This is a genomic window from Acinetobacter sp. UBA2581 (genome assembly GCF_002339435.1).
GTDB classification, from domain to species: domain Bacteria; phylum Pseudomonadota; class Gammaproteobacteria; order Pseudomonadales; family Moraxellaceae; genus Acinetobacter; species Acinetobacter variabilis.
Genome location: NZ_DDLD01000113.1, coordinates 1 through 4,502, shown reverse-complemented (window position 1 = coordinate 4,502; position 4,502 = coordinate 1). Strand labels below are relative to the sequence as shown.

Sequence of the window (4,502 nt, the reverse complement as noted above, 5' to 3'; positions counted from 1 at the left end):
CTTTATCTGTATTGATGACCCGTGGAATTTTCCATTTTTTCACCGTATTGAAGATTTTTCCTAAAAAACAATAGGCTGATTTACTGTTCCGTCTAGCGGAAAGGTAAAAGTCAATCGTATGACCACGTTGATCAACTGCACGATACAGGTAAGTCCATCGCCCCTTCACTTTGATATAAGTCTCATCCATATGCCATGAATGTAAATCTGTAGGATTACGCCAATACCAGCGTAAGCGTTTTTCCATTTCTGGAGCATAACGCTGAACCCAACGATAAATTGTGGTGTGGTCAACATTCACACCCCGTTCAGTGAGCATTTCTTGAAGTTCACGATAGCTGATGCCATATTTACAATACCAACGAACAGCCCAAAGAATGATTTCACCTTGAAAGTGCCGACCATGGAAGGGATTCATCTGCTGTATCTCGAAATAAATAAGATATTTAGCTTATCATGTCAGCCTATTTGCAACAGTGCCTGAATACATGAGCAGCTAAATCACTCAAAGCCAGCATCTAAAACCATTTAACAAAATCTATGACTATTTTACTTTCCCTTACCTAATCGTCCTAGTGTATATCTTTTTTTTTGATTAGCTTATTCCTAAATCAAGTGACTTTAGGTAAGTATGATGAACGATATCCAATTTTCAGATTGCGCAAAGGCATGTATGAGCTGTTACCTTACCTGTGCCAGTTGTGCAAATGCCTGTCTAAAAGAAGAAAATCTGGAGATGATGCGAGAATGTATTCAGCGTTGTCTAGATTGTGCAGATATTTGTCAGCTCTGTGCTCGTATGCAGCAAAATGAATCTCCTTTTATGAAAGAAATTTGTGAGCTTTGTGCCAAGGCTTGTGAATACTGTGCAGATGAATGTAGCCAACATGAGCATCAACACTGCCAGCAATGTGCTGATGCTTGCCGTGAATGTGCCGTCGAATGTCGAAAAATGGTTGTCTGATAAATAAAAGAATTAGTTGAGTTTAGGATTTACTCAATGAATAGCCAACGTGTTAGTTGTTAGTGGGTCAAACCACTAACAACGGCACTGTTGCAAATAGGGATCTGAGTCGATGATTTTCCCTTCAAAAAAGCTTAGAGACCGAAAACTCTATTTACTAGCCAAACTTCTCCTAGAATATTACCGTTATAAAATAATGAAGCTTGTCCTTTGCGTAGAGCACGCATAACCTCAATTCCTTTAATTGTGGCATAAGCCGTTTTCATAGACTTGAATCCCAACGTAGCCTTGATGATCCGTTTGAGCTTGCCATGATCACATTCAATCACGTTATTCTTGTATTTAATCTGTCGATGGTCCAGGTCTTCAGGACACTTTCCTTCCTGTTTTAGTCGCGACAAAGCACGGCCATAGGTATGAGCCTTATCAGTGTTTATGACTCGTGGAATCTGCCATTTTTTGACATGATTCAAAATTTTACCAAGAAAACAATAAGCTGAATGGGTATTTCGTCTAGCAGAAAGATAGAAATCAAGAGTATGGCCACGTTGGTCAACTGCACGGTATAGATATGCCCATTTGCCATTCACTTTTACGTAAGTTTCATCCAGATGCCATAAATGTCGATCTGTAGGATTACGCCAATACCAACGTAAACGTTTTTCCATTTCTGGAGCATAACGCTGAACCCAGCGATAAATTGTGGTGTGATCAACATTCACTCCACGTTCAGCGAGCATTTCCTGAAGTTCACGATAGCTGATGCCATATTTACAATACCAACGAACAGCCCAAAGAATGATTTCACCTTGAAAGTGCCGACCGTGGAAGGGATTCATCTGCTGTATCTCGAAATAAATAAGATATTTAGCTTATCATGTCAGCCTATTTGCAACAGTGCCGTTTCTGGTTCAAAGCCTTCACCTTTTCCTTATTTATCTCTGACTTCTTTAATGTAAAAACCCAATCATGAAGACTGGGTTTTTACAATATTCATTGTACCTTTAACAGCACTTCATCGGTACAGCATAAAAGTGTTACTGACCTGGCAATGAGGCGCAGTATTTAATACCATCCAGCATTTATAAACTGCGCTGATTTACACGCTTGGACAACTCTTCAGCCGATTCCTTGCGTTCAGAATAACGATCAGTCAGGTATTTGCTTTGACCACGAGTCAGTAGAGTGAACTTAAATAACTCTTCCATGACATCCACAATCCGGTCATAGAAAGCTGAAGGCTTCATTCGTCCATCTTCTTCAAATTCCAAGAAAGCTTTCGGAATTGAAGACTGATTTGGAATGGTGATCATCCGCATCCACCGCCCCAAAATACGCATCTGGTTCAGGCTGTTAAATGACTGTGATCCACCACTGACTTGCATCAAGGCAAGGGTTTTACCTTGGGTAGCACGGATTGCTCCTCCTGCAAGTGGAATCCAGTCTATTTGTGATTTAAAAATGGAACTCATAGAACCATGACGTTCAGGTGAACACCAGACCATACCTTCAGACCATGCAAGAAGCTCATGCAGTTCTTTTACTTTTGGATGCTCAGTATCCGCATCTTCTGGCAAAGGAAGGCCCCACAAGTGATAGATACAGATAAAGCACACATATGGAGGTGCTTTGTCACGGTTAAAATGGGAAAGAAAATGTCCACCAGATCTTGAGCACAGGCAGGTTAAGTATAAAAATAACGTGATCGAATGTAATCATGGCAAGCTAAAGCGGATCATTAGGGCCACTTTAGGATTCAAATCGATGAAGACGGCTATGCCACATGCATCTATTCAGATGGCATTAAACACCGATGATGTACAGACGAAGTAGTAGCAGCCGATCCTACTAAAAGAATAGCAAACGATAAAAACAGCGATAAGCATGTTTTTAACCACTGCATAAAAATAGACCAAAAATTAAGCTTTTTTAGTTTTACAGATTCGAAAATAAATAGTAATAATTCATGAATAGTAGCCGAAGCTACCATTCATGAATCCAAATCATACTATTTTAAAAAACTAATTCGATGCCTGCACCATATTTCCATCCCTTTTCAGACTCTGTTGCCTCTTGCATAGAAGTGGCTTTCTGTCCTTTTTCATATTGGTAAGCAACATCAATGAAAGGTTTAATTCGCTTAGTAATCTCATATCGGGTTTTGATACCAGTTTTTAGTTCTGATAAACCTGATTTTGCAGCATAGTTAGAATCATCGCTAAATATTACATCTGCTTCGATATAAGGTTGAGTAATAAGTTTCTGAGTTAAAAGCAAATCACGTTCTAATTCAAAACTTGCTCCCCAAAAATTATTCTCACCGCCATAAAGATATGCTTGTGTTTCAAAGAAATAAGGAGCTAGACCTAATATACCAATAACCCCATCCACTCGATCGCTGCTGCTATTATTTTTATTTTCACTATATCTTACCCCAGCTTGTACATCCCAAAATGGGGCTACGTTACGGCTATAAAGTGCTGATACAGCATATTTTGGATCATTACTTTCTGACTTTTCCGAATTGGCTTCAATAAATAGACGATTTTCATCTGTTCCAATTAAAGTTTCAAACTTTGTTCCTAGGTTGCCCTTACCGTCTTCATCAACCATCCATGCATTTTCAAGTCTTGTTACTTGATAAATTTGTCCGCCATGTTCTTTAAGATGATCATCGTGAGATCCGTCTGATCTCTTTCTTGCAGTCAAAATAATATTATCTCCCCCATTTGCATTTTCCATTGAATAATATTCTGGATACAATTCTTGGGGGCTATATCTTAAGCCACCAGACTCCTGTAATAAGACTCTCATACCATTTGTAATATTACTTTCTTGTTCCGAAGTGCTGCTATTAGCAAAAGTTAAGTTTGATATACTTATTAATGCAATTGATAAGACTGTTTTTGAGAAGAAATTCTTAGTGATTTGCATGTGGATTTACTCCCTTCTCATTTACTTGGGACTGAGGAACAGTCTTTGTAGAATTACCATCTTCCACTTGAGCTACAATGAGTTTATTCATCATTCCTGCACTCATATGGTAAAGCAGGTGACAATGAATAGCCCACTCACCTAACTCATCAGCTGTGAGTAGAGTGGTTATCGTTTTCCCAGGTGGAACAATTACCGTATGTTTGTTTGGCATATTGCTTGGATCCTGACCATTCTCAAGCTGCATAAACATGCCATGTAAGTGCATTGGGTGAGCCATCATACTGTCATTGACAAATTTTAAGCGAATACGTTCACCATACTTCACCACTAGTGGGTCGGCTTCATTAAATTTTTTACCATTTATTGTCCAAATATAACGCTCCATGTTTCCACCAAGACGGATCTCTATTTCACGTTCAGCTGCACGAGTGTCTTTTTGAGGATCTAACGATTGCAAATCACTATATTGCAATGCTTTATTACCTTCAGGTGTTGAAGCATTTGCCCATCCAAATACGGTATTATCATTCTTGTCTGAAGCCGCCTTAACAGTAGCGCTATTCATCGGCATATCATGATTCATACCTTTCATAGAAGACAT

The 4,502-nt window shown here is 39.0% G+C and carries 5 protein-coding genes and 3 pseudogenes; 2 read left to right on the top strand and 6 right to left on the bottom strand.

The genetic code is table 11. From position 1 onward, the window contains the following. Window positions 1–418, bottom strand: a pseudogene (locus tag B3Q46_RS14420) (IS6-like element IS1008 family transposase); the annotation flags it as partial. A gap of 216 nt (window positions 419–634) precedes the next feature. On the opposite strand from B3Q46_RS14420, the gene B3Q46_RS14415 reads away from it, so the two are divergent. Further along, the gene (locus B3Q46_RS14415; RefSeq protein WP_026055492.1) at window positions 635–964 is read left to right on the top strand and encodes a four-helix bundle copper-binding protein; all 330 of its coding nucleotides are present in this window, start codon (window positions 635–637) and stop codon (window positions 962–964) included. A gap of 134 nt (window positions 965–1,098) precedes the next feature. Here B3Q46_RS14415 and B3Q46_RS14410 read toward each other — a convergent pair whose 3' ends face one another. Both B3Q46_RS14410 and arsH read right to left on the bottom strand, forming a co-directional pair. Beyond that, window positions 1,099–1,803: an IS6-like element IS1007 family transposase gene (locus tag B3Q46_RS14410; protein ID WP_001067793.1), complete on the bottom strand. Its 705-nt coding sequence runs from the start codon at window positions 1,801–1,803 to the stop codon at window positions 1,099–1,101. 243 nt (window positions 1,804–2,046) lie between these two features. After that, window positions 2,047–2,541 carry an arsenical resistance protein ArsH gene (gene arsH / locus B3Q46_RS14405; protein ID WP_010117055.1) on the bottom strand — a complete coding sequence of 165 codons (495 nt, stop codon included), beginning with the start codon at window positions 2,539–2,541 and terminating at the stop codon, window positions 2,047–2,049. Between the two features lie 6 nt (window positions 2,542–2,547). Here arsH and B3Q46_RS14400 point away from each other — a divergent pair. Then, window positions 2,548–2,740, top strand: a pseudogene (locus B3Q46_RS14400) (DDE-type integrase/transposase/recombinase); the annotation flags it as partial. 16 nt (window positions 2,741–2,756) lie between these two features. Here B3Q46_RS14400 and B3Q46_RS14395 read toward each other — a convergent pair. The 3 genes and pseudogenes from B3Q46_RS14395 to B3Q46_RS14385 all read right to left on the bottom strand — a co-directional run. Then, window positions 2,757–2,954, bottom strand: a pseudogene (locus B3Q46_RS14395) (hypothetical protein); the annotation flags it as partial. Between the two features lie 23 nt (window positions 2,955–2,977). Next, window positions 2,978–3,898, bottom strand: coding sequence for a copper resistance protein B (locus tag B3Q46_RS14390; RefSeq protein ID WP_034680606.1), 921 nt, complete (start codon window positions 3,896–3,898; stop codon window positions 2,978–2,980). After that, window positions 3,885–4,502 (bottom strand): multicopper oxidase domain-containing protein (locus B3Q46_RS14385; RefSeq protein WP_286716378.1); only part of this gene is annotated, 618 nt, incomplete at its 5' end. The genes B3Q46_RS14390 and B3Q46_RS14385, both read right to left, overlap by 14 nt.

Excerpts from the sequence above, each read along its gene's own strand:
- B3Q46_RS14415 (WP_026055492.1), top strand. The coding sequence starts at position 635 with ATGAACGATATCCAATTTTCAGATTGCGCAAAGGCATGTATGAGCTGT.
- B3Q46_RS14410 (WP_001067793.1), bottom strand. The coding sequence starts at position 1,803 with ATGAATCCCTTCCACGGTCGGCACTTTCAAGGTGAAATCATTCTTTGG.
- B3Q46_RS14390 (WP_034680606.1), bottom strand. The coding sequence starts at position 3,898 with ATGCAAATCACTAAGAATTTCTTCTCAAAAACAGTCTTATCAATTGCA.